Raw genomic sequence first — 23,644 nt, 5'->3', positions numbered from 1 at the left:
GAGTCTCGGCTGCGCGGACATTCCGCGCCGCTCAGACGGCGCAGCCTGTCCGCGGATCCGAGACTCGGCCCCGGCCCGGCGTCCGCCTCGGCTCGGACTACGCCGTCGGCGCGTCGACCGCACCGCCGTAGCGACGGTCGCGGCTGGCGTACTCCTCGATCGCACCCCACAGGTCGGTGCGGCGGAAGTCCGGCCAGAGCCGGTCGAGGAACACCATCTCGGCGTAGGCGGACTGCCAGAGCAGGAAGTTGCTCGTGCGCTGCTCGCCGGAGCTCCGGAGGAACAGGTCGACGTCGGGCATCTCGGGCACGTAGAGCCGCTTCGCCAGGGCCTTCTCGGTGACCTGGCTCGGCTTCAGGCGCCCGGCGGCGACGTCCTCGGCCATGCCCCGCACCGCGTCGACGATCTCGTTCCGGCCGCCGTAGTTCACGCACATCGTCAGCGTCAGGACGTCGTTGCCCGCGGTCATCCGCTCGGCGGTCTCGAGCTCGTCGATGACGCTCCGCCACAGTCGCGGACGCCGACCGGCCCACCGCACCTTGACGCCCCACTGGTGCAGTTGGTCGCGGCGCCGACGGATGACGTCGCGGTTGAAGCCCATCAAGAACCGGACCTCTTCCGGGGAGCGCTTCCAGTTCTCCGTCGAGAACGCGTACGCCGACACGTGCCCGACGCCGATCTGGATGGCGCCCGCGACGACGTCGAGCAACGACGCCTCGCCCGCCTTGTGCCCCTCGATCCGGGTCAGACCGCGGCCGTTCGCCCACCGGCCGTTGCCGTCCATGACGATCGCCACGTGCTCCGGCACGAACCGGGCCGGGATCGCCGGGGGCGTCTCGCCGGTCCAGTCGATCGGGCGGAACGGTTCGACGTCGTCGGGGCGGCGGGGGCTCATGCGGTGGGGGCTCCTTCGACAGCGGGATCGAGGTCGGGCACGGCGGGTGCCGGGGTCGAGGCCACCGCACGCGCTGTCGCCTCGGGTCCGCCGTGGGTCTGGGGCACGGGCATCGGGTGCTCGGAGCGGTCGACGTGCGGCAGGGACCGGAGCGATCGTTCCAGGTGCCACTGGGCGTAGGCCGCGACCACGCCGGAGGCCCGCGAACGCGTCCGCTCGTCGGTGGCGTCCACCGTCGCCCAGTCACCCGCCAGCAGGGAGCCGAGCACACCGAGCGTCGCCGGGTCGAGCCGAGGGGTCCCCGGGGGCGCCGCGCGGTCGGCGACGACACCACCGAGCTGCACCACGAAGGCCGAGTGCGGGCCGGGCTCCCCCGTCACCGCACAGTCGCTGAACGAGGGGGCCCACCCCGCGATGCTCATCGCGCGCAGCAGGTACGAGTCGAGGGTCGCGCTGGACTGGTGTTCGCCGCGGGACAACGAGCGGAGCGCCCCGACGAGCAACAGGTACTGCTGCAGCCCGGCGTCGGCCTCGCTCAGTCGGTCGGCGGTCTCGACCATGGCGCTGGCCGCCGTGTACGCGCCGTAGTCGGCGACGATCTGGGCCCCGTACGCACCGAGGGACTCCGCCTGGGTGACGATGTCGAGCGACCGGCCCTCGTAGAACTGGGCGTCCACGACCATGAACGGCTCGAGCCGGCTGCCGAACTTCGACGCCGTCCGCCGCACGCCCTTGGCCACCGCGCGGATCTTGCCGTGCTGCCGCGAGAGCATCGTGACGATGCGGTCGGCTTCACCGAGCTTGTGGGTGCGCAACACGACGCACTCGTCCCGGTACAGCGGCATGACCCCAGTATCCCCCGCCCCGCCGACAGCCGCGTGCGGTGCCGGGCTGGGCGTTGCGACAAGACGCCGTCGTCTTCGCCGGACGCCGCGCACTCGTCGAGACGCCGCGACTTCCGGAGGCGCCTCGGCAACACGACGGCGTCTTGCGTGAGGCAGTGAACGTGCGCACAGACAGGAGGCGCGGTGCGGGACGGACCCACACCTGGGCCCACACCGGCCGGTACCTGGTCGACGCGCCAGCGGCGATCAGGCCGTGCCCGGTGGGGAGCCTCCTGTCTGGTTGCGTCTCAGGCGGAGACGAGCTCCGGCGCGTCTGCTCCGGCCGCGGCACCCGCGCGCACCGCGCGGTTCACCGCGGACACGATCGCCTTGAGCGACGCCGTCGAGATGTCGGCGTCGATGCCGACGCCCCACAGGCGCACGCCGTCGACGTCGAGCTCGACGTAGGACGCGGCCTTGGCGTCACCGGAGGCGCTCATCGTGTGCTCGGAGTAGTCGTACAGGGTGACCTGGACGCCCTGCTCGGCGAGCACCTTCAGGAACGCGTCGATGGGACCGGTGCCGACGGCCTCGGCCGTGACCGCGCCCTCGTCGACCCGGAGAGCCACGGACAGCGAGGTCGTGCCCTCGAAGTCGCTCGACGTCGCCGTCTTGGTGAGCTCGTAGCGGCCCCACTTCTCGTCGTCGATCGACGCGGGCAGGTACTCGTCCTGGAACACGTCCCAGATGCGCTGCGACGAGAACTCGCCACCCTCGGTGTCGGTGTGCCGCTGGACGACGCCGGAGAACTCGATCTGCAGCTTGCGGGGCAGGTCGAGGGCGTGGTCGGTCTTGAGCAGGTACGCCACACCGCCCTTGCCGGACTGCGAGTTGACGCGGATGACGGCCTCGTACGACCGGCCGATGTCCTTCGGGTCGACGGGCAGGTACGGCACCGCCCACGCGATCTCGTCGATGTCCTTGCCCGCGGCGGCGGCCTTCGCCTTCATCGCCTCGAAGCCCTTGTTGATGGCGTCCTGGTGCGAGCCGCTGAACGCCGTGTACACCAGGTCACCCGCCCACGGCTGGCGCTCGGGCACCGGCAGCTGGTTGCAGTACTCGACGGTGCGCTTCACCTGGTCGATGTCGGCGAACGAGATCTCCGGGTCGATGCCCTGCGTGAACAGGTTCATCCCGAGGGCGACCAGGTCCACGTTGCCGGTGCGCTCACCGTTGCCGAACAGGCAGCCCTCGATCCGGTCGGCGCCGGCCAGGTAGCCGAGCTCGGCGGCGGCGACCGCGGTGCCGCGGTCGTTGTGCGGGTGCAGCGACAGGATGACGTCCTGGCGGTGGGCGAGGCGGCGCGACATCCACTCGATCGAGTCCGCGTAGACGTTCGGCGTGGCCATCTCGACGGTGGCGGGCAGGTTGATGATGACCTTGCGCTCGGGCGTCGGCTCGAAGACCTCGAGCACGGCGTTGCAGATCTCCAGCGCGACCTCGAGCTCGGTGCCCGTGTAGGACTCCGGCGAGTACTCGTAGTAGATCGTCGTGTCGTGCTGCAGCGTCGCCTCGGCAGCCTTGCACAGCTTCGCGCCGGTGACCGCGATGTCCACCACGCCCTGCACGTCGGTGCGGAAGACGACCTCGCGCTGGACGATGCTCGTGGAGTTGTACAGGTGGACGATGGCCTGCTTCGCGCCGTCGATCGCTTCGTAGGTGCGCTGGATGAGGTGCTCACGCGCCTGGGTCAGCACCTGGATCGTGACGTCGTCGGGGATCGCGCCCTCGTCGATCAGCGACCGGACGAAGTCGAAGTCGGTCTGCGAGGCGCTCGGGAACCCGACCTCGATCTCCTTGTAGCCCATCCGGACGAGGAGGTCGAACATCGCGCGCTTCCGCTCGGCGTCCATCGGGTCGATGAGGGCCTGGTTGCCGTCACGCAGGTCGACGGCACACCAGCGCGGGGCCTTGTCGATGCGCTTCGTGGGCCACGTGCGGTCCGGCAGCTCGACGGCGATCTGCTCGTGGAAGGGGACGTACTTGTGGATCGGCATCCCGGAGGGCTGCTGCGTGTTCTGCATCGTTCTTCGCTTTCGTCGCGTGTTCGTGAGCCGGTGTGCGTGGGCTCTGGTCAGTGCGGCCACGACGGACTCCGCGACGAGGTGGGCCGGAGTGTCAGGCCTCGTCGCGGCAGCGAAGGAGGAGCAGTGCGGAGTACATCGGGACCCACGGTAGCACCGGAGCAACGGGCAGGCGCAAGCGTGTGACGCAGGACCTCGGCGCGCTCGAGCGGGGATGCAGGCTGGCGTGCCGAGCGGGGTGCCGAGCGGCTCCGAGCGGCCCCGAGAAGCTCCGAGCGGCTCCGAGCGGTCACGACATGCCGCGGGTCGGTCGCCGAGTGGTCACGTTCTGTCGCCCGGACCGCGTCCAGACGACAGTTCGAGACCACTCCGCGGGCGTGAGCGGCGTGGCCGCGCCGTGCAGAGGACGTCGGCGCGACGCCACGACGAGACGGGAGGCCCGGTGCCAGCTGGCACCGGGCCTCCCGTCTCGTCGTGTGGTGCGCCGAGGGCGCCGGGTCAGTCGACCGCGAGCGCCTCGGTCGGCGGGACGCGCATCGCGCGGCGCACCGGGGCGATGGTCGCGACGACCGCCAGGACCAGCGCGCCGACCACCACGATGCCGATCGTCAGCGGTGGGAGCACCGGCGACACGGGAGTCCCGAGCGAGCCGAGGAGCGTCTGCCCGCCGACCCAGCCGTACAGGGTGCCGAGCGCGAGACCCGAGACGACGGCCGCGACGACCATCTGCACCGCCTCGGTGACGATCATCCGGCGCACCTGGGCACCGGTCAGGCCGAGCACGCGGAGCAGCCCGAGTTCGCGTCGACGCTGGAGCACCCCGAGTGCCAGGGCGTTCACGACCCCGACGGCGGCGATCACGGCGGAGAACCCGACGATCACGCTGACGACGGCGTTGATCTGCACGAACAGGTCACGCTGCGCCTCGATCATCGCCGGTGTGGCACTCCCCTCGCTCAACGCGCGCATCTGGGTCTCGAGCACGTGCTGCATGATCCCGAGCGCCACCGCGAAGGTGACGAGCAGGGTGACACCGATGACGAGCCCGATGGTCGCCCGCGAGGACCGCCCCGGCGCCCGCATCGCGTTGCGCCCGGCGAGCAGGACCACCGGGTCGTGCGAGCCGATGCGCCCGATGAGCTGCAGCACGGGCGGCATCACGATCGTCGCCCCGACCGCGACCCCGGCGAAGGAGACGAACCCGCCCAGCGCCGCCGGCAGGACCGCGACCGGGGACACCGAGCTGACGGCGAGCCCGAGCGCCATCAGCAGCGCACCGCCGGCCATGAGCACGATCGCCCAGACCTTGCGGGCGGTACCGGACCGGACGTCGTCGTGGCTGGGCTCGACGGACGACGAGAGCGCTTCGAGCGGGGTGACGGTGAGCACGCGACGCGACCCGGAGGCGAAGGCGCCCCAGGTGGCGAGGACGACGGCAACGACCGGCAGGACGAGCTCCCACGGCACGTACGTGTACTCGGTGTCGGGCAGGACACCGTTGCCCCGCAGGACGACGACGAAGAGTGCCGAGAGTGCGGTCCCGACGACGGCACCGATGACCCCGCCGAGCACGCCGACGACCAGACCGGTCCGGGTGATCCGCGCACGGAGCGTGGCTCCGGTCGCCCCGACGAGCCGCTGCAGAGCGATGATCCGGGTCTGCCCGGCGATCAGGGTGGCGCAGGTGTTCGCGGTGACGATCGCGCCGACGTAGAGCGCGATGCCGAGGAACAACCACCCGACCACGGACAGGATCGCCTTGATCGGCCCGAGGTCGGCGACGCCGGCTGCTCGGAGCGCTTCGGTGACGATGCCCGGTGCGATGACCAGGGCGGAACCGAACGTGGTGCCGAGGGCAGCAACCAGGACGGTGGGGGCGAAGGAGCGGACGCCGTTCACGCTGCCGCCTCCATCCCGAGCATCGTGGTGGAGATCGCGCCGGCGTCCATCGCCGGGCGGTCGGCGACGATCCGGCCGTCGGCCAGGAACAGGATGCGGTCGGCGTTCGCGGCGGCCACCGGGTCGTGCGTGACCATGACGACGCTCTGGCCCCATTCCTGCACGGCACCGCGCAGGATCGACAGGACGTCGCGACCCGTGCGGGAGTCGAGGGCACCGGTCGGCTCGTCGGCGACGACCACCGCCGGTCGCGAGGCGAGGGCCCGCGCGATGGCGACGCGCTGCTGCTGCCCGCCGGAGAGCTGGTGCGGCCGGTGGGTCAGCCGGTTGCCGAGTCCGAGCATCTCGACCAGACGGTCGATCCAGGCGGTCTCCTCGCGCGAGGGCTTGTGCCCACCGAGCAGGAACGGCAGCCGGATGTTCTCGCTGACATCGAGCGTCGGGACGAGGTTGAACGACTGGAAGACGAAGCCCAGTCGGCGACGGCGCAGCTCGGTGAGGTCCTTGTCGCCCAGCGCCGTGATGTCGACGCCGTCGATGTGGATCCGGCCGGTGGTCACGGCGTCGAGGCCGGCCGCGACGTGCATGAGCGTCGACTTGCCGGACCCGGACGGCCCCATCACCGCGGTGAACTCCCCCGCGCCGATGTCGACGCTGACGTCATCGAGCGCGGTGACGCGTCGGGCGGCGTCGCCGTAGTGCTTGGACACGTGGTCGAGGCGGATGATCGGAGCGTGGCTGGTGGTCATGCATCCACGATGGCCGCCGCCGGCCCCGTCACGCGTCGCTCGGACGGCTCCTGTTGATCGTCCGCTCGGCTCGGTTGTCTGTGGAGGGGTCATCCGTCGGGATGACCCGGCGTCACTCGGCCTTGGTGACGAGCCCGTGTTCGTGGGCGAAGACGACGAGACGGACCCGGTCGCGGAGCTCGAGCTTCGTCAGGACCCGCGAGATGTGCGTCTTCACGGTCGCCTCGCTGACGTACTCGTGCTGGGCGATCTCGCTGTTGCTGAAGCCGCGGGCGGCCAGGTCGAAGATCTCGCGCTCACGCGGGGTGAGGTCGGAGAAGGCCGCGGGCACCGCAGCGGCGCGTCCGACCGAGTCGTCGTACCGTCGCAGGAGCTCACGGGTCGCCGAGGCGGCGAACACCGCGGTGCCGGCGTGCACGGTGCGGACCGCGGCGAGCAGGAACTCGGGGTCGGCGTCCTTGAGCACGAACCCGCTCGCTCCGGCACGGATGGCCTTGGCGGCGGCCTCGTCGAAGTCGAACGTCGTCAGCACGAGGACCTTCGCGCCGTCGGTGCCGGACTGCTCGACGATGTGGCCGGTCGCCGTGATGCCGTCCATCACGGGCATCCGGACGTCCATCAGCACCACGTCGGGGCGGGTCCGGCGGACGAGCTCGACCCCCTCGGCCCCGTCGCCGGCCTCGCCGACGAACCGCAGGTCGGGCTGCGAGTCGATGAGCATCCGGATGCCGGTGCGGAAGAGCGCTTGGTCGTCGACGAGGGCGACGCGGATCGCATGATCGTCGGTCGGGGTCGTGGTCATCGGGCGCTGCGCTCCTGCTCGGTGGGGGTGATGCGACCGCGGGGCATCTGCCCACTGGCCGGGACGGTCGGCATCCGGACGGCGACCGCGAAGTCGTCGCCCCGGGCTCCTGCGGTCATCGTGCCACCGGTCATCACGGCGCGCTCGCGCATGCCGACCAGTCCGTGGCCCGTGCCCGGGCCGCGGACGCCGTCGTCGGCTCGGCGGTTCACGACGGCGATCTCGACCGTGTCCGGTCGGTAGGTCAGAGCGGCGTGCACCGGACTGCCCGGCTCGCCGTGCTTGTACGCGTTCGTCAGGCTCTCCTGCACGATCCGGTACACCGCGAGCTGCGTGGTGGTCGGCAACCCGCCGGGGTCGCCCTCGCGCTCCACCCGGACGTCGAGCCCGAGTTGGCGCATCTCGTCGACGAGCCGGTCGATGTCGTCGATCTCGGGCGTCGGCGCGGTCCCCTGCTCGTGCCGGAGCGCGCCGAGGAGTTCACGGACATCACCGAGCGCCCGCCGGGCCGTCGTCGAGATGGTGCTGAGCGCTTGATCGGCGACGGCGGGGTCGGCCTTCAGCGCGTACCGGGCGCCGTCGGACTGCGCGATGACGACCGCGAGCGAGTGGGCGACGATGTCGTGCATGTCGCGGGCGATCCGGACACGCTCCTGCTCGACGGCCACGGCCCGGTCGGCCCGCGCGGCGTCACGCTCGGCGAGCAGCTGGGCTTCGCGGCTCATGCTCGCCGACCGACGGGTCCGGACCACGAGCCCGGCGAGCCAGGGCAACAGGAGCAGGAGCAGGACGACGGCGAAGAACGAGAACGTGACCTGCAGCGACTCCTGCAGCGGGGTCGAGGCGGTCTCGTACGTGAGCCGGTTCTGGTAGTCGTCGAAGCCCAGGTAGGCCGCCGCGGTCACCGAACCGACGATCGCCGACACGAGTCCGGCCAGCCGCACACGACGGCTGCCGTACGCACTCGTCGTGTACATCACGCCGGCGATGAACGCGTTCGAGACGTCCGGCACCTGCAGGGTGACCATCTCGAAGACCGCGAACGCCCACGCCACGGCCAGTGCCAGCCCCGGTGACGACCGACGGAGCGCCAGGGCGGCGGTCATGCCGACGACCGTGATCACCGACAGCGGACCGTCGATGCCGCGCCCGCTGGCGATCAGCACCAGGCCGCCGAGCAGCACGGCGATCACCAGGTCGGTGATGACCTGCGCACGGAGCATCGGACGGAACACCCGTCCACGGTACGGCGGACCGCTCACCAGCGCGTCCCTCGCCCGGATGACCCGGGCTGCAGGGGTCCGACGATCAGAAGCCGAGGCGTCCGAGCTGCTTCGGGTCACGCTGCCACTCCTTGGCCACCTTCACGCGGATGTTCAGGTAGACGTGCCGGCCGCCGAGCAGCGACTCGATCTCGACGCGGGCCCGCGAGCCGACGTCCTTGAGACGCTCGCCCTTGTGCCCGATGACGATCGCCTTCTGGCTGTCGCGCTCGACGAACAGGTTCGCGAAGATGCGCAGTGGCCCGTCGGCGTCGTCGTCCTCGTCGGGTTCGACGATGTCCTCGATGACGACGGCCAGCGAGTGCGGCAGCTCGTCACGGACACCTTCGAGCGCCGCCTCACGGATGAGTTCGCCGATGCGCTCCTCGTCGGTCTCCTCGGTCACCGCACTCGAGTCGTAGAGCTGCGGGGACTCGGGCAAGAGGCTCGTGACGACGCCCAGCAGGTCTTCGAGCTGCATGCCCCGTGTGCCCGAGGTCGGCACCACGGCGTCCCAGTCGCGGAGCTTCGAGACGGCCAGCAGCTGCTCGCCGACGCGGTCCTTCGAGGTGCTGTCGATCTTGGTGACGATCGCGATCTTCTTGGCGCGCGGGTACTGGTCGAGCGTGTCGTTGATGAACCGGTCGCCGGGACCGACGGGTTCGTTCGCCGGCACGCAGAACCCGATCACGTCGACGTCGCCCAGCGTGGACTGGACGAGGTCGTTCAGCCGTTCGCCGAGCAGCGTGCGCGGACGGTGCACGCCCGGCGTGTCCACGATGATGACCTGCCCGTCGGGCCGGTGCACGATCCCGCGGATGGCACTCCTGGTGGTCTGCGGCTTCGACGACGTGATCGCGACCTTCTCGCCCACCAGGGCGTTGGTCAGCGTCGACTTGCCGACGTTCGGACGGCCGACGAACGAGACGAAGCCCGCGCGGTAGGGCTTGTCCGAGCCGGCTGGGGTGGTGTCGGGGTCGGTCATGCGTGCGTGGTTCCCGTCGTGGTGGTTTCGGCGTCGTCGAAGGCGTCCTCGACGTCGGCCAGGGCATGGGTGCGCTCGGCGAGCACGGTGATCAGGTGGCGGCGCTTGCCCTCGACACGGTCGGCGGTCAGGACGACGCCGGACACGGTGACGGTCTCGCCGGACACGGCAAGGTGTCCGAGCTCCTTGGTGAGCAGCCCACCGGCGGTGTCGACGTCGTCGTCGTCGAGCTCGATGCCGAACAGGTCGCCGAGCTCGTCGACCGGCAGTCGTGCGGAGATCCGCCACACACCCGGCTCGACCTCGGTGCGGTCGACGACGGCGCGGTCGTACTCGTCGGAGATGTCGCCGACGAGCTCCTCGATGAGGTCCTCCATGGTCACGAGTCCGGCGACTCCGCCGTACTCATCGACCACCAGCACCAGGTGGTTCTTGGCGAGCTGCATGTGCCGCAGGGTGTCGTCGGCGTGCTTCGACTCCGGCACGAACTCGGCGGGGCGGAGCAGCCGGCTGACCCGCTCGCCACGGGACGCGGGCCGCTCGTACAGCGACCGCGCGACGTCGCGGAGGTACAGGACACCGCGCACGTCGTCGCTGTCCTTGCCCGTGACCGGCATGCGGGAGACACCGGCGGCGAGGAACTGCTCCATGGCCACACCGAGGGTGTCCGCGCCGTCGACGGTGAGCATGTCCGTCCGCGGCACCATGACCTCACGCACCAGGGTGTCGCTGAACTCGAACACCGAGTGGATGAGCTCGCGGTCCTCGTCCTCGAGCACGTTGCTCTCGGTGGCCTCGTCGACCAGGGAGAGCAGCTGTTCCTCGCTCGACACCGTGGACGCGCTCCGGCCGCGGCCGGGGGTGACCCGGTCGCCGATGTGGACGAGCAGCCCGGCGAGCGGTCCGAGCACGATGCGCACCCCGCGGACGATGCCGCCGGTGGCACCGATGAGTCGCTCGGCGTGGGCCCGCCCGACACTCCGCGGGCTCGACCCGACCAGCACGAACGACACCGCGGTCATGATCGCGGCGGAGACGACGAGCGCCACCCACCAGCTGTCGAAGGCACGCACCAGGGCGATCGTGACGAGCACAGCGGCGGCCGTCTCGGCCAGCACCCGGAAGAAGTTCAGCGCGTTCACGTGCGCGCCGACGTCGTCCGCGATCGCCTCGATCGACCGACGGCGCTTGTTGCCCCTGGCGATCTCCTCGAGGTCGGCTCGGGACACCACGGAGAGCGCGGCGTCGCTCGCGGCGAGGAGCCCGCCGAGCACGACGAGCCCCAGCGCCACCGCGAGGAGTCCGGCGACGACGACCATCGGCTACCGCCCTCGGTGCTGGGCGGCGAACGCGGTCAGGATCTCGCCCTGGATGCCGAACATCTCGGCTTTCTCGTCGGGTTCGGCGTGGTCGAAGCCGAGCAGGTGCAGGATGCCGTGGCAGGTGAGCAGGAGCATCTCGTCGGTGCTCGAGTGCCCGGCGGTCTTCGCCTGCTCCTCGGCCACCTGCGGGCAGAGCACGATGTCGCCGAGCAGTCCGGCCGGCGTCGGGTCGTCCTCGGTGCCGGGCCGCAGTTCGTCCATCGGGAAGCTCAGGACATCCGTCGGGCCGGGCTCGTCCATCCACCGCACGTGCAACTGCTCCATCGCGCCCTCGTCGACCAGCACGATCGCGAGCTCCGCGTCGGCGTGGACGTGCATGGCGTCCAGGGCGAACGCGGCGAGCCGCTGGATCGCGGCCTCGTCCACCTCGACGCCGGACTCGTTGTTGAGCTCGATGCTCACCGGTTGCCTCCTCGGGCGTCGTTCTGGGGGTACGGGGGCCGTGCACGGTCCTGCGGCGGGCGCCCACGACGCTCGGCGCGGTTGGCGCCGTCGGGGTTGCCGACCGGAGCGGTTCCGCGGCCGCCGGGGCGCTGGCCGGCCTGCTCGGCGAGGCGCTCTTCGTCGTAGACCGTGTAGGCGTCGACGATCCGACCGACGAGGGTGTGGCGGACCACGTCCTCGCTGCCGAGACGGGCGAAGTGGATGTCATCGACCTGGTCGAGGATGCGGGTCACGAGCCGGAGACCGGACACGTTGCCCGGCAGGTCGACCTGGGTGATGTCACCCGTGATGACCATCTTCGAACCGAACCCGAGACGGGTCAGGAACATCTTCATCTGCTCGGGCGTGGTGTTCTGCGCCTCGTCGAGCACGACGAACGAGTCGTTCAGGGTCCGACCACGCATGTACGCCAGCGGGGCGACCTCGACGGTGCCGGCCGCCAGGAGCTTCGGGACGAGCTCCGGGTCCATCATCTCGTTCAGGGCGTCGTAGAGCGGCCGCAGGTAGGGGTCGATCTTGTCGGTGAGCGTGCCCGGCAGGAAGCCGAGCCGCTCGCCGGCCTCGACCGCGGGACGCGTCAGGATGATCCTGTTGACCTCGCGCCGCTGCAGCGCCTGCACGGCCTTCGCCATCGCCAGGTAGGTCTTGCCGGTCCCGGCCGGGCCGATGCCGAACGTGATCGTGTGCTCGTCGATGGCGTCGACGTAGGCACGCTGCCCGTCGGTCTTCGGCCGGACGGACTTGCCGCGGCTCGAGACGATGGGGGTGCCGAAGGTGTCGGACGGCTTGCGGTCGTCGTCGAGGATCCGTGCGGACATCGGGATGTCGGACGGGCCGATCTCCTGCCCGCGCTTGACCATGCCGACGAGCTCGTCGACGAGCGCCTTCGCGCGGGCGACGTCGCGTTCGGGGCCGGTCAGCGTGACCTCGTTGCCACGGACGACCACCCGGACACCCGGGTACTGGCGCTCGACGGTCTTGAGCAGTCGGTCCTGGGGGCCGAGCAGCTGCACCATGGCGATGCCGTCGACCTGGAGCGAGACGGAGACGGGCTGTTCGTCGGCGGCGGTGGGCTGTGCTGGTTCGTTATCCGGCAAGGGTGCCTTCCTGCAGTTCACCTGCGAGTACGTGCGCGTGCACGTGGAACACGGTCTGACCGGCGGCTTCGCCGGTGTTGAAGACGAGTCGGAACTGGCCGTCGGCGCGCTCGTCGGCGATGCGCTGCGCCGTGGCGACCACGTGGGCCAGGAGGTCGGGGTCCCCCGCGGCGAGCTCCGCGACGTTCGCGTACTGCTCCGTCTTGGGCACGACGAGCACGTGGACGGGGGCCTTGGGCGCGATGTCCTCGATCGCGATGACACGGTCGTCCTCGGCGACGATGGTCGCCGGGATCTCGCGCGCGATGATCTTGGAGAAGACGCTGGGCGTGCTGGTGCTCATGGCTCCATCGTAGGACGCGTCCGACGGCGGGGTCCGGCTCACCAGTGACCCAGTCGCGCCTGCAGGACAGCGAGTGCCGCCGGTCCTGCGGTGGAGGTGCGGAGCACGCTGTCGCCGAGTCGGACACGCACCGCACCGGCGGCCTCGAGCCGGTCGAGCTCGGCACCGTCGATGCCGCCTTCGGGTCCGACGACGAGCGCGATGTCCTCGGCGTCCGTCGGTGGTTCCCAGGTGGCGAGCCGCACGGTCGCGGTGGGGTCGAGCACGACGAGTGCGGTCCCTGCTCCGAGAGCCGACACGAGCTGGCCCGTCGTCGCGAGCGGTGCCACCACAGGGACGCGCGGACGGATCGCCTGCTTCGCCGCCTCGTGCGCGATGGCGGCCCACCGCGCACGACCCTTCTCGACCTTCGCGCCGCCCCACCGGGAGACACTGCGCGCAGCCGACCACGGCACCACCCGGTCGACACCGATCTCGGTCGCCGCCTGCACGGCCATCTCGTCGCGGCCGCCCTTCGCCAGTGCCTGCACCAGCGTCAGCGACGGACGCGGTGCGTCCTGGTGCTCGAGGGTCTCGACCGCGAGCTCCAGCGTGTCCTTGCCGAGTGCCGTGACCGGCCCGGACACCACGGTGCCCCGACCGTCGGCGATCCGCAGGACCTCGCCGACCCGCACCCGCGCGACGGAGACCGCGTGCCGGCCCTCGGCACCGTCGAGCGACACCGTGTCGCCGACGACGACGTCGAGCGAGTCGACGAGGTACAGCGACGCCATCAGTGGTTGAAGAACCGGTCGCGGAGCTTGCCGAACATGCCCTGCTGGAACCGGGCGAGTTGCGGAGCCGTCGTCTTGTGCGACTTCGCGAGCTGCTCGACCAGCTGCCGTTCCTTGTGGGACAGCTTGGTCGGGGTGACGACCTGCACGCCGACCCGCAGGTCGCCGCGCCCGTTCCCGCGCAGCTTCGTGATGCCGCGGTCCTTGATGACGAGGACGTCGGCGCTCTGCACACCGGGTCGGATCTCGAGCTCGACCGGACCGTCGAGGCCGTCGATGGTGGTGGTCGTGCCGAGGACGGCGTCGGTCATGCCGACCTCGAGCGTGGCCAGCAGGTCGTCACCGTCGCGGCTGAAGACGTCGTCGTGGCGCACGCGGATCTCGAGGTACAGGTCACCGGACGGGCCACCGGCCGGACCGACCTCGCCCTGGCCCGGCATCTGCAGCCGCAGTCCGGAGTCGACGCCGGCGGGGACGTCCACCGGCACGGTGCGACGGGCGCGGACGCGGCCCTGGCCCTGGCAGGTCGGGCAGGGGCTCGGGATGACGGTGCCGTACCCGCGGCAGGTGCCGCACGGGGCGCTCGTCACGACGTTGCCGAGGAGCGACCGGACCTGGCGCTGGATGTGCCCGGAACCGCCGCAGATGTCGCACGTGCGCGGGCTGGTGCCCGGTGCGCAGCAGGAGCCGTGGCAGGTCTCGCACAGCACGGCCGTGTCGACCTCGACGTCCTTGTGGGTGCCGAAGACGACCTCGTCGAGGTCGACCTCGATGCGGAGCAGGGCGTCCTGCCCCCGTTCGGCACGGCTGCGCGGGCCGGAGCCACGTCCGCCGCCACCGCCACCACCGAAGAAGGCGTCGAAGATGTCGCTGAAGCCGCCAGCACCGCCTCCGAAGGGGCTGTCGGCCTGCGGTCCGGCGTCGTACCGGCGTCGCTGCTCGGGGTCGCTCAGCACGTCGTACGCGTGCGTCACGTCCTTGAAGCGCTCGGCGGCGTCGGGTGCCGGGTTCACGTCCGGGTGGAGCTCACGCGCCAGGCGGCGGTAGGCCTTCTTGATGTCGGCATCGGAGGCGTCTCGCTGGACGCCGAGGACGTCGTAGTGGTCTGCCACGTATCCCTCAGTCGGTTGGGTTCGGTCGGTTGGTCAATGTTCGCCCAGGAGTTTGGACAGGTACCGGGCGACGGCCCGGACGGCCGCCATGTTCGTGCCGTAGTCCATCCGGGTCGGTCCGAGGACGCCCAGTCGGGCCACCTCGCCACCGGCCAGGTAGCCGCCGGCGACGATGCTCGTGGCGTCGAGCCCGTACTCGGCGTTCTCGACGCCGATGCTGGCCGCCACCGCGATGTCGTCCACCTGCATCTCCCCGAACAAGCGGAGCAGGGTGACTTGTTCCTCGATCGCTTCGAGCACGGGGAAGAGGCCGCCGGAGAAGTCCTGCTCGCTCTTCGCCAGGTTCGCCGCACCGGCCATCAGCAGGCGGTCCTGCCGGTTCGCAGCGACCTGCTCGATGAGCGTGGCGACGACGACCCCGCCGAGCGTCTGGGCGTCGGGGCGGAGCTGCTGCGGCACGGCCCGGAGTGCGGTCGGGACGTCCTGCAGCAGGAGCCCCACCGTCGCGCCGTTCACCACGGTGCGGAGTTCGCCGAGCGAGTCCTCGTCGAGCGCGACGTCGGTCTCGACCACGCGCTGCTCGACCCGGGCGGTGTCGGTGATGAGCACCACCATCAGGCGGGCGTCACCGAGCCGCACCAGCTCGACGTGCTGCACGCGGGCGCGCACCATCGACGGGTACTGCACCAGGGCGACCTGGTTCGTGAGCTGGCTGAGCAGCCGGACGGTGCGCCCGAGGACTTCGTCGAGGTCGTTCGGGGCGCCGAGGAAGGTCTCGATGGCGTGCCGCTGCGCGCTGGAGAGCGGACGGGCACCGGCGAGGTGGTCCACGAAGAGGCGGTAGCCCTTGTCGGTCGGTACGCGACCGGACGAGGTGTGCGGGGCCGCGATGAGCTGTTCGTCCTCGAGCAGGGCCATGTCGTTGCGGATCGTCGCGGCGCTGACCCCGAAGGCGTGCCGCTCGACGATGGTCTTCGACCCGACGGGTTCACGCGACGCCACGTAGTCGCGCACGATGGCCTTGAGGACCTCGAGGCTGCGTTCACTGACCACGAGCGTCTCCTTCCCGATCGACCTGGCACTCGGACGTGTCGACTGCTGATCCTACGCCCGACCGCTGACGGCCCGGGACTTCCGGGCGGTCGGCCGATACGCTTCCGCCATGACCTACGGACAGCAGCCCGGCGGCCCTTCCGACCAGCAGCCCGGCGGGCCGCAGCAGCCCGGCGGGCCCCAGCAGCCCAGTGGCCCCCAGCAGCCCGGGGGCCAGTACGGCCCCGGCCCCGGCGGGCCGCAGCAGCCCGGCGGCCCCCAGTACCCCGGCGGGCCCCAGTACCCCTCCGGGTACACCCCGCCCCAGCCGATGAGCCCCGAGGACCAGCGCCTCTGGGCGACGCTGACACACATCGGCGGCATCTTCTTCACCGTGGTCGCACCGCTGGTGGCCTACCTGGTCCTGCGCGACCGCGGCGGCTTCATCCGCGAGCACACCCGGGTCGCCCTGAACTTCCACATCACGATGGCGATCGCCTACGTGGTCGGTTCCCTCACCTCGGTGTTCGGGGTCGGGCTCCTGATCATCTTCGCCGCGGGCATCGTGTCGCTGATCTTCAGCATCATGGCCGCGATCGCCGCGAACCAGGGCCAGTTCTACCGCTACCCGCTCTCGATCGAGTTCATCAAGCAGTAAGCGGCACGCACTCGGCAGCAAGCAGTGCGAACGCCGCTCAGTCGAGCAGCTCCCGCACCACCGCGTCGGCGAGCAGCCGCCCCTGCAGGGTCAGGTCGATGCGTCCCCGCACCGCGGCCGACCCGTCCACGAGCCCGCGTGCGATGAGGCCGGCGACCCGGCCACGGGCCTCCTGGCGGATCTCGCTCGTGGCGAGCTCCCCGCGGACCCGCGCGGCGAGCAGCAGGCGCTCGACGTACCGCGTCTCGTCGTCGATGGTCTCGCGGCCGGCGGCCGGCGACTCCCCCGACAGCACCCGGTTCGCGTAGGCGGCCGGGTGCTTGACGTTCCACCAGCGGGTACCGGCGACGGCGGAGTGCGCACCGGGGCCGACGCCCCACCAGTCGTGGCCCTTCCAGTAGGACAGGTTGTGGCGACTCGCGTGCCCGTCGCCGCGCGCCCAGTTCGAGACCTCGTACCAGGAGTAGCCGGCGTCGCCGAGCACCTGGTCGGCGAGCTCGTACATGTCGGCGGCCAGGTCGTCGTCGGGGGCGGGGAGCTCACCGCGGGCGACCATGCGGCCCATCGCGGTGCCGTCCTCGACGATGAGCGAGTAGGCCGACACGTGGTCGGGCTCGCACGCGATCGCGGCGTCGAGCGAGGTCCGCCAGTCGGCGAGCGACTCCCCCGGCGTGGAGTAGATCAGGTCGAGCGAGACGTCGAGCCCCTGCTGCTTCGCGAGGTCGACGACGACGGGGACCCGCAGGGGGTCGTGCGTGCGGTCGAGCGTGGCGAGCACGTGCGGCACCGCGGACTGCATCCCGTAGCTGATCCGGTTGAACCCGCCAGCCCGCAGGGTCTCGAGCGACGCCGCGTCGACGGAGTCGGGGTTCGCCTCGGTGGTGACCTCGGCCCCGGGCAGGATGCCCCACGTGTCGTCGATCGCCCGCAGGATCATCGCCAGGTCGGACGCCGGCAGCATGGTCGGGGTCCCGCCGCCGAAGAACACGGTCGACACCGGGCGCCGCGGCACGCCGGAACGGTCGAGCACGGTCGCGGCCCACTCGATCTCGCGCACGGCGTGGCCGGCGTAGTCGTCGCGACGGACGCCGCGGAGCTCGGAGGCCGTGTAGGTGTTGAAGTCGCAGTAGCCACAGCGCACACGGCAGAACGGGACGTGCACGTAGACGCCGAACGGGACGTCACCGGCGGCGGGAGCAGCGCCGGGGCCGGTGGCGGGGCCCGCTGCCGCCCACGGCGTGATCAGGCCGTCCGCGGGTGCTGGATCGGCGATCGGGAGAGCACTCGGCATGGAGTCCATTGTCCGTCATGATGGGAGCCATGGAGCACCATCCCGTCCCCACCACGGTCCTGTGGGACATCGACGGCACCCTCGTGATGAACGCGTCGTCCCCGGGCAACCTCTACCACCTGGCCCTCGAGCGGGCGGTGGGCCGCGACCTCACCCTGCGGGTGGGGCACCAGCACGGCCGGACCGACGCCGGACTCATCGCCGAGCACGTGCGCGCCCACGCGTTCGAGGACACCCTGGTCCCCACGGTCAGTCGGCACCTGCACGACCTGACCGCCGAACGGCACGCCTCCGGCGACCACCGCAGCCCCGTCCCCGGAGCGAAGGCGCTCCTGACCCGGTTCGCCGAGCTCGGGTGGCGCAACGGGCTGCTCACCGGCAACTCGGAGTACCGCGCCCGGGTGAAGCTCACCGGCGCCGGGTTCGACCCCGACGGCTTCGACTGGGAGCACTCGTACTTCGGCGACACCGAGGTCGAGCGGGCGGGGGTCACCCACCGTGCCGCCGCCGACCTGGTCGGCACCCGGGCGGTGATCGTCGGCGACACCCCGCGTGACGGCGAGGCAGCCGACGCCGCCGGCATCCCGTTCCTGGCCGTGGCCACCGGCATCTACGACGTCGACGCGCTCCGGCACACGAACGCCGTGACGGTCGCGCGCGACTGCCAGCAGGACGCGGCGCTCATCGAGGACGCGATCGCCGCGCTCCCGCCGCTGCGCTGAGCAGTGGCCGGACGCGCCCGGCGCGACGGCCACGACCCCCGCGCGTCGCGCCCCGGCGCGACGGCCACGACCCCCGCGCGACAGGCGCGGCCCCGGCGCCTAGTCGCCCCGCAGCGCCGCCAGGTACTTCTCCGCCATGACCTTCTGCTGCCGGCGCACGAACGGCGCGACGAAACGCCACTTCGCGCTCGACGGCTGCGAGAACTGCCGGATCTGCAGCCACACCGAGCCGTCCTGGGTGCGCTCGACGACGAACGACTCCTCGCCGGAGAGCGGATGCCCCTCGAGCGTGCCGTACGCGAAGCCCTTGCGGTCGTGCTCGTCGATGATCGACACGACCCGCACCGGTGCAAGCACGGTCTGCCCGAAGGCGTGGATCGTCAGGGTCGCGCTCGTGCCCGCCGTCAGCAGCGGTGTGCCGTCCGGTGCGAACTTCTCGACCCGGGGCGTCCCGATGGACGCCGGAGCGATCGGCACGCCGTCGTCGTCGAAGGTCACCGGGTTGTACCGGACCTCGTCGTCGTCGGGCTGCTCCTCGACGCGGACCCGCACGCCGCTGCGCTCCTGGATCTGCCACGTCAGTGCCTGCACCACGGCGGTCTCGAACCGCTGGTCGCCGTGTCCGATCCGCGCGCGCGACTCGGCCGGGGTGAAGCCCTCGGGCGGGTAGGTCATGAGGTCCGACGCCTGGGTCGCCCCCACCGCGCCGTACGTCAGGGCGGTCCGGTAGCTCCCGCGGATGCTCATGCCGCCATGCTACTTGGGCGGGCCGCCCCGGATCGAACCGATCCCCTCTCAGCTCAGCCCGACCGGCGCGGCGCCGGTGCGCCCCGAACTGGAGGCCCGACAAGCGCCCGCCACGCGGCTATCGTCAGCAGGTGCCCCACACCACCCCCGCCCGCCCGCGGTCCGTCGACCGCCGGACCGCTGCCCTCGCCGTGCTCACGCTCGTCGCGTTCGGCCTGGCGGCCGCCGCCCGGGTGCTGGTGGACGTGACGACCTCGGCTGCGGCGTCCCCCGCCCGGTACGCCGCCGTCGCACTCGCCCCCGAGGCCTGGACCGGCTTCGACACCGCGAACCTCATCGCCGCCGTCGGGGCCAGCTGTGCCGGCGCCGGGGTGCTGCTGTTCGGTGCCGCTCTGGTGTCCGCGGTGCGTCGTCACCCGGGGCGACGACTACCGCTCGCCCTCGCGGTGGTGACCCTCGCGATGGTGGTCGGCGCCGTGGCCGCCGGGGTCACCTCGGGCCGACAGAGCGACTTCGACGCGGCTGCCCACTGGGCCATCCTGCGGACCGCACTGGCGGGACTGGCCGCGGCGAGCCTCCCGGCCCTCGGCCTGGCCGCCCTGCGGGCCCGCGCCCGCCGCACCGGCTGAACCGGCGCTACTTCTTCTTCTCTTCGACGTCGCCGGAGAGCGCCGCGATGAAGGCTTCCTGCGGGACCTCGACCCGACCGATGGTCTTCATGCGCTTCTTGCCCTCCTTCTGCTTCTCGAGGAGCTTGCGCTTGCGGGTGATGTCACCGCCGTAGCACTTGGCCAGGACGTCCTTGCGCATGGCGCGGATGCTCTCGCGGGCGATGATGCGGGCGCCGATGGCGGCCTGGATCGGCACCTCGAACTGCTGGCGCGGGATGAGCTTGCGCAGCCGCTCGGTCATGAGCGTGCCGTAGGCGTACGCCTTGTCGCGGTGCACGATCGCACTGAACGCGTCGACCTGGTCGCCCTGCAGCAGGATGTCGACCTTGACGAGGTCGGCGGCCTGGTCGCCGGTGGGCTCGTAGTCGAGCGACGCGTACCCCTGGGTCTTGCTCTTCAGCTGGTCGAAGAAGTCGAAGACGATCTCGCCGAGGGGCATCTCGTAGCGGATCTCGACGCGGTCCTCGCCGAGGTACTCCATGCCGAGCAGGGAGCCACGGCGCTGCTGGCAGAGCTCCATGATCGCGCCGACGTAGTCCTTCGGGGCCAGGATCGCGGCGCGGACCATCGGCTCGCGGACCTCGACGATGCGCCCGGTCGGGAACTCCGAGGGGTTCGTGACCTCGGTCACGGCGTTGTCCTCGGTCGTGACCTCGTAGATCACGCTCGGGGCGGTGGTGATGAGGTCGAGGCCGAACTCGCGGGACAGCCGCTCGGTGATGATCTCGAGGTGCAGCAGCCCGAGGAACCCGCAGCGGAACCCGAAGCCGAGCGCGACCGAGGTCTCCGGCTCGTAGACCAGTGCGGCGTCGGAGAGCTTGAGCTTGTCGAGCGCTTCACGGAGCACCGGGTAGTCGCTGCCGTCGATCGGGTACAGGCCCGAGAACACCATCGGCTTCGGGTCGGTGTAGCCGGGCAGCGCCTGGGTCGCCGGCTTCTGCGCGCTGGTGACGGTGTCGCCGACCTTCGACTGGCGGACGTCCTTCACGCCGGTGATCAGGTAGCCGACCTCGCCGACCGACAGGCCCTTGGTGGGCTTCGGCTCCGGGCTCGAGACCCCGATCTCCAGGATCTCGTGCGTCGACTTGGTCGACATCATCTGGACCTTCTCGCGGGGCGAGATGGTGCCGTCGATCATGCGGACGTAGGTGACGACACCGCGGTAGCTGTCGTAGACCGAGTCGAAGATCATCGCGCGGGGCGCGGCCTCGGCGTCGCCGACGGGGGCCGGCACGCGGCGGACCACCAGGTCGAGGAGCTCGGGCACGCCGACGCCCGTCTTGCCGGAGACCCGGAGGACGTCCTCGGGCTTGCCACCGATGAGCTGCGCGAGCTCGGCGGCGTACTTGTCCGGCTCGGCCGCGGGCAGGTCGATCTTGTTGAGGACCGGGATGATCTCGAGGTCGTTCTCGAGCGCCAGGTACAGGTTCGCGAGCGTCTGCGCCTCGATGCCCTGCGCGGCGTCGACGAGCAGGATCGCGCCCTCGCACGCCGCCAGGGACCGCGAGACCTCGTACGAGAAGTCGACGTGCCCGGGGGTGTCGATCATGTTCAACGCGAAGGTCTCACCGTCGAGTTCCCACGGCATGCGGACGGCCTGCGACTTGATCGTGATGCCGCGCTCGCGCTCGATGTCCATGCGGTCGAGGTACTGCGCACGCATCGCGCGGTCCTCGACGATGCCGGTGATCGACAGCATGCGGTCGGCCAGCGTCGACTTGCCGTGGTCGATGTGCGCGATGATGCAGAAGTTGCGGATCGCGTCGGCCGGGGTCGCTGCGGGCTCCAGCGGAGCGGATGCTTGTGGGCTCACGGTTCCTCAGGTGGGTCGGACGGTCGCAACAGTCTCCCACGCTTCACCCGCCCTGGAGGCACGGCGCGCGTCCGCCACGCACGGTGCGCGGTTGATCCGCTTCCGGTGCGCTCTCGCGTCGGCGTGCCGGACCCCGCACGGTGCGAGGTCGGCGGGTCCGTGCGCCGTTGACCGCCCGGTGACCGGATGCTGCTCGGCACGGGGCGAGCATCCTCGCACCAGGTGGAGGACCGCGCACCGTGCGCCGACCTGCCGACCGGCACCGGGCCTCCCCGCCGCGTGAACCGCGTCAGACGGCCGCGTGCGCCGGAGCCGGCAGCGCGCCCAGGCCGCGCCGCAGGTCGTCCGCGGTGGCGGCGAGGCAGACGCGGATCCACCCCTCGCCGGAGCGTCCGAAGGCGCTGCCCGGCGCGACGGCGACCCGTTCACGCTGCAGGAACCCGAGCGCCCACTCGGCGATGTCGCCGTCGGAAGCGTGCGACATGTCGATCCACAGGTAGAACGCCCCGCGCGGGTCGAGGTACCGGATGCCGGCGGCGTCGAGCGTCTCCTTCGCGACCTCGAGGTTCGCGCGGTAGTGCTCCCGGGCGTCGCGCACCGCGGAGTGGTCCCCCACGATCGCCGCGAGGGCCGCGTACTGGTCGGGTTCGGCGACGCAGCTGATCATCGCTTCCTGCGTGGTCCGCATCGTCGCGCCGAGGCCCTTCGGGGTGACGAGGTACCCGACACGGACACCGGTCATCGCGTACGTCTTGCTCAGCGAGAACGCCGAGAACACGCGGTCGTCCTCGTCGAGCGCGGCCAGGCTGACGTGGCGGGTACCGTAGGTGAAGTACTCGTAGACCTCGTCGCTGATCACCCAGAGGTCGTGCCGCTTCGCGAAGGCGAGGAGCGCACGGAGGGTCTCCTCGCCGAACACCGAACCGAGCGGGTTCGAGGGCGAGTTCACGACGAGCACCCGGGTGCGTTCGGTGACGCTGGCCTCGAGGGCCGGCAGGTCGGGCTCGAACCCGTGCTGCGGCTCCAGCCGGTACGGCACCGGGGTCGCCCCGATGATGTGCGCGTTCATCGTGAAGGTCGTGTAGCCGGGGTCCGGCACGAGCACCTCGTCACCCGGGCTCAGGGTCAGCGTCATCGCCTGGAACAGCGCCTGCGTCGCGCCGATCGTCATCCAGATCTGCTCGAGGTCGGCCTCGATCCGGTTCTCACGGCGGAGCTTGTCGCGGACGGCCTCGCGGAGCGGCGCGATCCCGCCGTTCGGGGTGTACCCGGTGCGATCCTCGGTCCACGCACGACGGGCCGCCTCGCCGATGTGCGGCGCCACCGGGACGTCCGGCTCGCCGATCACGAGCATCGTGACGTCGGTGCCGCTCGACTGCAGCAGGGCCGCCTGCTCGAAGACCCTCCGGATGCCGGAGGCGGGCACGGTGTCGATGCGCGGTGCGAGGGAGGGCATGTCCGTCACGCTATCCGCTGCGTGTTGCCACGGCATTTCGGCGCGGTCGGCCGCGGGCTTCCGCCGATCCGGCGGTGTTTCGTGCTTTGGTGGCGGCCCCGCGGCCTGGTAGTGTTGGTGGCTGGCTTCCGCGTTCCCCGCCCACGGGTGGAACGCGATGCGACCAAGGGCCCCTCTACCCTGCGGTCGCGCCCACCCGTACGAGACGAGCAGGAGCAATTCATGGCGAACATCAAGTCGCAGATCAAGCGCATCAAGACCAACCTCAAGGCCACCGAGCGCAACAAGGCGTACAAGTCGGAGCTCAAGACGCACATCCGTCGTGCCAACGACGCCGTCGCCGCCGGTGACAAGGACAAGGCCGTCGCGGCCCTGGCCCTGGCGTCGAAGAAGCTCGACAAGGCCGTGAGCAAGGGTGTCATCCACAAGAACCAGGCCGCGAACCGCAAGTCGGCCATCGCGAAGAAGGTCTCGTCGCTCTGACGCCCTGACCCTTCTGGTCCGAAGGCCCCGCACCGTTGGTGCGGGGCCTTCGTCGTGCGTGGGGCGCTGTGCGCGCTGCGCGCGTGTGGTTCGCTTCGTGAGCAGAAACGGTCGGGTCGC

Annotated in this window: 23 protein-coding genes; 4 read left to right on the top strand and 19 right to left on the bottom strand. The window is 71.1% G+C overall.

All coding sequences use genetic code 11. The features are described from left to right. Nucleotides 1-97: 97 nt before the first annotated feature. The 15 genes from H489_RS26135 to hrcA all read right to left on the bottom strand — a co-directional run bounded on the left by H489_RS26135 (nt 98) and on the right by hrcA (nt 15,704). The gene (locus H489_RS26135) at nt 98-895 is read right to left on the bottom strand and encodes an isoprenyl transferase (RefSeq protein WP_017886684.1); all 798 of its coding nucleotides are present in this window, start codon (nt 893-895) and stop codon (nt 98-100) included. Continuing rightward, nucleotides 892-1,740: a DNA repair protein RecO gene (gene recO / locus H489_RS26130; protein WP_017886683.1), complete on the bottom strand. Its 849-nt coding sequence runs from the start codon at nt 1,738-1,740 to the stop codon at nt 892-894. Before recO ends, H489_RS26135 begins: the two co-directional genes overlap by 4 nt. A gap of 287 nt (nt 1,741-2,027) precedes the next feature. Continuing rightward, entirely contained in the window at nt 2,028-3,803 is a 1,776-nt protein-coding gene (gene leuA, locus H489_RS26125) for a 2-isopropylmalate synthase (protein WP_017886682.1), read from the bottom strand. A 498-nt stretch (nt 3,804-4,301) separates the two neighbouring features. Then, a complete protein-coding gene (locus H489_RS26120) occupies nt 4,302-5,702 on the bottom strand; it encodes an ABC transporter permease (protein WP_017886681.1) in 1,401 nt (466 codons plus the stop codon). Next, nucleotides 5,699-6,451 (bottom strand): ABC transporter ATP-binding protein, encoded by a 753-nt coding sequence (locus H489_RS26115; protein ID WP_017886680.1) that lies wholly within the window; start codon nt 6,449-6,451, stop codon nt 5,699-5,701. The genes H489_RS26120 and H489_RS26115 overlap by 4 nt, the downstream gene beginning before the upstream one ends. Nucleotides 6,452-6,563: 112 nt before the next feature. Continuing rightward, complete coding sequence (locus H489_RS26110; protein WP_017886679.1) at nt 6,564-7,253, bottom strand: response regulator; 690 nt, start codon at nt 7,251-7,253, stop codon at nt 6,564-6,566. Continuing rightward, complete coding sequence (locus H489_RS26105; protein ID WP_017886678.1) at nt 7,250-8,488, bottom strand: sensor histidine kinase; 1,239 nt, start codon at nt 8,486-8,488, stop codon at nt 7,250-7,252. The genes H489_RS26110 and H489_RS26105 overlap by 4 nt, the downstream gene beginning before the upstream one ends. 73 nt (nt 8,489-8,561) lie before the next feature. Next, nucleotides 8,562-9,500 carry a GTPase Era gene (gene era / locus H489_RS26100; RefSeq protein ID WP_017886677.1) on the bottom strand — a complete coding sequence of 313 codons (939 nt, stop codon included), beginning with the start codon at nt 9,498-9,500 and terminating at the stop codon, nt 8,562-8,564. Further along, nucleotides 9,497-10,819, bottom strand: a complete 1,323-nt coding sequence (locus tag H489_RS26095) for a hemolysin family protein (protein WP_017886676.1) — start codon at nt 10,817-10,819, stop codon at nt 9,497-9,499. The genes era and H489_RS26095 overlap by 4 nt, the downstream gene beginning before the upstream one ends. 3 nt (nt 10,820-10,822) lie before the next feature. Continuing rightward, entirely contained in the window at nt 10,823-11,284 is a 462-nt protein-coding gene (gene ybeY, locus H489_RS26090; protein WP_017886675.1) for an rRNA maturation RNase YbeY, read from the bottom strand. Beyond that, nucleotides 11,281-12,423 (bottom strand): PhoH family protein, encoded by a 1,143-nt coding sequence (locus tag H489_RS26085; protein ID WP_017886674.1) that lies wholly within the window; start codon nt 12,421-12,423, stop codon nt 11,281-11,283. Before H489_RS26085 ends, ybeY begins: the two co-directional genes overlap by 4 nt. Further along, nucleotides 12,413-12,766, bottom strand: a complete 354-nt coding sequence (locus tag H489_RS26080) for a histidine triad nucleotide-binding protein (RefSeq protein WP_017886673.1) — start codon at nt 12,764-12,766, stop codon at nt 12,413-12,415. The genes H489_RS26085 and H489_RS26080 overlap by 11 nt, the downstream gene beginning before the upstream one ends. A gap of 38 nt (nt 12,767-12,804) precedes the next feature. After that, a complete protein-coding gene (locus tag H489_RS26075; RefSeq protein WP_017886672.1) occupies nt 12,805-13,539 on the bottom strand; it encodes a 16S rRNA (uracil(1498)-N(3))-methyltransferase in 735 nt (244 codons plus the stop codon). Beyond that, entirely contained in the window at nt 13,539-14,651 is a 1,113-nt protein-coding gene (dnaJ, locus tag H489_RS26070) for a molecular chaperone DnaJ (RefSeq protein WP_017886671.1), read from the bottom strand. Before dnaJ ends, H489_RS26075 begins: the two co-directional genes overlap by 1 nt. Nucleotides 14,652-14,684: 33 nt before the next feature. After that, on the bottom strand, nt 14,685-15,704 hold the full coding sequence (gene hrcA, locus H489_RS26065; protein ID WP_017886670.1) for a heat-inducible transcriptional repressor HrcA: 1,020 nt from the start codon (nt 15,702-15,704) through the stop codon (nt 14,685-14,687). Between the two features lie 109 nt (nt 15,705-15,813). Between hrcA and H489_RS38785 the strand changes: the two genes are divergently transcribed. After that, nucleotides 15,814-16,341, top strand: coding sequence for a DUF4870 domain-containing protein (locus tag H489_RS38785; protein ID WP_017886669.1), 528 nt, complete (start codon nt 15,814-15,816; stop codon nt 16,339-16,341). A gap of 37 nt (nt 16,342-16,378) precedes the next feature. Here H489_RS38785 and hemW read toward each other — a convergent pair whose 3' ends face one another. Continuing rightward, complete coding sequence (hemW, locus tag H489_RS26055) at nt 16,379-17,632, bottom strand: radical SAM family heme chaperone HemW (protein ID WP_031259452.1); 1,254 nt, start codon at nt 17,630-17,632, stop codon at nt 16,379-16,381. Nucleotides 17,633-17,661: 29 nt separating this feature from the next. Here hemW and H489_RS26050 point away from each other — a divergent pair, with 29 nt between their 5' ends. Beyond that, entirely contained in the window at nt 17,662-18,354 is a 693-nt protein-coding gene (locus tag H489_RS26050) for an HAD family hydrolase (protein ID WP_017886667.1), read from the top strand. A 99-nt stretch (nt 18,355-18,453) separates the two neighbouring features. Here the strand turns inward: H489_RS26050 and H489_RS26045 are convergent, their stop codons facing one another. After that, nucleotides 18,454-19,101 carry a DUF1990 family protein gene (locus H489_RS26045; RefSeq protein WP_017886666.1) on the bottom strand — a complete coding sequence of 216 codons (648 nt, stop codon included), beginning with the start codon at nt 19,099-19,101 and terminating at the stop codon, nt 18,454-18,456. 131 nt (nt 19,102-19,232) lie between these two features. Between H489_RS26045 and H489_RS26040 the strand changes: the two genes are divergently transcribed. Beyond that, complete coding sequence (locus H489_RS26040; protein ID WP_017886665.1) at nt 19,233-19,730, top strand: hypothetical protein; 498 nt, start codon at nt 19,233-19,235, stop codon at nt 19,728-19,730. A 7-nt stretch (nt 19,731-19,737) separates the two neighbouring features. Here H489_RS26040 and lepA read toward each other — a convergent pair whose 3' ends face one another. Then, nucleotides 19,738-21,585: a translation elongation factor 4 gene (gene lepA, locus H489_RS26035; protein WP_017886664.1), complete on the bottom strand. Its 1,848-nt coding sequence runs from the start codon at nt 21,583-21,585 to the stop codon at nt 19,738-19,740. 289 nt (nt 21,586-21,874) lie between these two features. After that, nucleotides 21,875-23,041, bottom strand: coding sequence for a pyridoxal phosphate-dependent aminotransferase (locus H489_RS26030; protein ID WP_017886663.1), 1,167 nt, complete (start codon nt 23,039-23,041; stop codon nt 21,875-21,877). Between the two features lie 222 nt (nt 23,042-23,263). On the opposite strand from H489_RS26030, the gene rpsT reads away from it, so the two are divergent. Continuing rightward, nucleotides 23,264-23,524, top strand: a complete 261-nt coding sequence (rpsT, locus tag H489_RS26025) for a 30S ribosomal protein S20 (RefSeq protein ID WP_017886662.1) — start codon at nt 23,264-23,266, stop codon at nt 23,522-23,524. Nucleotides 23,525-23,644 lie beyond the last annotated feature (120 nt).

It is taken from the genome of Curtobacterium flaccumfaciens UCD-AKU (assembly GCF_000349565.1).
Lineage (GTDB): Bacteria > Actinomycetota > Actinomycetes > Actinomycetales > Microbacteriaceae > Curtobacterium > Curtobacterium poinsettiae.
The sequence above is the reverse complement of the archived record's forward strand: the minus strand, read 5'-3'. Positions and strand labels throughout refer to the sequence as shown.

Coding starts and splice junctions, on each gene's coding strand:
- H489_RS26135 (WP_017886684.1), bottom strand. CDS start 895: ATGAGCCCCCGCCGCCCCGACGACGTCGAACCGTTCCGCCCGATCGAC.
- recO (WP_017886683.1), bottom strand. CDS start 1,740: ATGCCGCTGTACCGGGACGAGTGCGTCGTGTTGCGCACCCACAAGCTC.
- leuA (WP_017886682.1), bottom strand. CDS start 3,803: ATGCAGAACACGCAGCAGCCCTCCGGGATGCCGATCCACAAGTACGTC.
- H489_RS26115 (WP_017886680.1), bottom strand. CDS start 6,451: ATGACCACCAGCCACGCTCCGATCATCCGCCTCGACCACGTGTCCAAG.
- H489_RS26110 (WP_017886679.1), bottom strand. CDS start 7,253: ATGACCACGACCCCGACCGACGATCATGCGATCCGCGTCGCCCTCGTC.
- era (WP_017886677.1), bottom strand. CDS start 9,500: ATGACCGACCCCGACACCACCCCAGCCGGCTCGGACAAGCCCTACCGC.
- H489_RS26095 (WP_017886676.1), bottom strand. CDS start 10,819: ATGGTCGTCGTCGCCGGACTCCTCGCGGTGGCGCTGGGGCTCGTCGTG.
- H489_RS26080 (WP_017886673.1), bottom strand. CDS start 12,766: ATGAGCACCAGCACGCCCAGCGTCTTCTCCAAGATCATCGCGCGCGAG.
- H489_RS26075 (WP_017886672.1), bottom strand. CDS start 13,539: ATGGCGTCGCTGTACCTCGTCGACTCGCTCGACGTCGTCGTCGGCGAC.
- H489_RS38785 (WP_017886669.1), top strand. CDS start 15,814: ATGACCTACGGACAGCAGCCCGGCGGCCCTTCCGACCAGCAGCCCGGC.
- hemW (WP_031259452.1), bottom strand. CDS start 17,632: ATGCCGAGTGCTCTCCCGATCGCCGATCCAGCACCCGCGGACGGCCTG.
- H489_RS26050 (WP_017886667.1), top strand. CDS start 17,662: ATGGAGCACCATCCCGTCCCCACCACGGTCCTGTGGGACATCGACGGC.
- H489_RS26045 (WP_017886666.1), bottom strand. CDS start 19,101: ATGAGCATCCGCGGGAGCTACCGGACCGCCCTGACGTACGGCGCGGTG.
- H489_RS26030 (WP_017886663.1), bottom strand. CDS start 23,041: ATGCCCTCCCTCGCACCGCGCATCGACACCGTGCCCGCCTCCGGCATC.
- rpsT (WP_017886662.1), top strand. CDS start 23,264: ATGGCGAACATCAAGTCGCAGATCAAGCGCATCAAGACCAACCTCAAG.